This is a genomic window from Microbacterium umsixpiens (genome assembly GCF_053543675.1).
On sequence record NZ_JBLVOH010000012.1, the window covers coordinates 9758 to 10906 of the forward strand.

Sequence of the window (1149 nt, forward strand, 5' to 3'; positions counted from 1 at the left end):
CACCGCGCAGGTGATCGACGACGCGGTCGTGCCGGAGTTCCAGTTCACCCCGAGCAAGCCTCGTGATGCCCTTCTCGGCGGCTTCCTCGGCGGGGTGCTCGGCCTGGCCGTCGCCATCCTGATCGGGGTGCTCGACACCCGGGTGCGCAACGAGGAGACGCTCACACAGGCGGGGGGCGACCCCGTGCTCGGTGTCGTGTCGAAGTCCCCGCTGCTGGCGACGCGCGGCATCGCCGTGGCGCAGGAGCCGCTGGGGCACACGTCGGAGGAGTTCCGCCGCATCCGCTCCGCGCTCGCCTATGCGAATGTGTCGTCGCGCGTGAAGGTGCTCCTGGTCACGTCGGGCATGCCGGCCGAGGGCAAGTCGACGGTGTCGGTGAACCTGGCCATGACGCTCGCGGGTCTCCGCAACTCCGTGCTGCTGATCGACGCCGACATGCGCCGCCCGCGTGCGCACGAGCACGCCGGCATCGACGGCTCGATCGGTCTGACGAGCGTGCTGCTCGACGAAGTCGAGTTCGAGGTGGCCAAGCACAGCGTCGCCGACAGCACGCTGGACATCCTGCCCGCCGGCACCGTGCCTCCCAACCCCGCCGAACTTCTCACGTCGTCGCGCATGGCGCAGCTGCTCGATTTCGCCGCAGCGGAGTACGACTACGTCGTGATCGACTCTCCTCCTACGCTGAGCGTCGCGGACGCGAATCTCTTCGCCACCCAGACCGACGGTGTCATCCTCGTCGTCGACGCGACCAAGACGCGCCGTGCCGCGCTGACGAAGAGCATCAGGTCGCTCGAGTCGGGTGGCGCACGCATCCTCGGGACCGTGCTGAACAGGGCCCGCCCCGACCGTCATCGTAGTGAGTACTACAGCGATTGACCGCCGACCCGGGTTCACGCCATCATGGCGTGTATATCGGCCGGAAGGCGGTGCCCGTTTGTCTTTGCCTCCTGAGCCGGTTACTCTTCATGAGTTGCGAGGGGGACTCGCACTTCACCGCCGGGGTGTAAACAGCGGCGTGGTGCTGGTTGATCGTTGAACCTGCCCCAGAAAACGGTGACATCATGTCCTTTCCGTTCCTTGAGCTCGCCTCATCCCCAAAGAAATCCCGACGACCTCCACAACACCGCCGGCGAGCGGTCGCCGGCGCT

General features: G+C 66.9%; 1 protein-coding gene. It reads left to right on the forward strand.

Translation table 11 applies throughout. The annotated features are described in order from the left end of the window. Positions 1-877 (forward strand): polysaccharide biosynthesis tyrosine autokinase (locus ACNPM4_RS01075; protein ID WP_448984407.1); only part of this gene is annotated, 877 nt, incomplete at its 5' end. Between the last annotated feature and the right edge of the window lie 272 nt (positions 878-1149).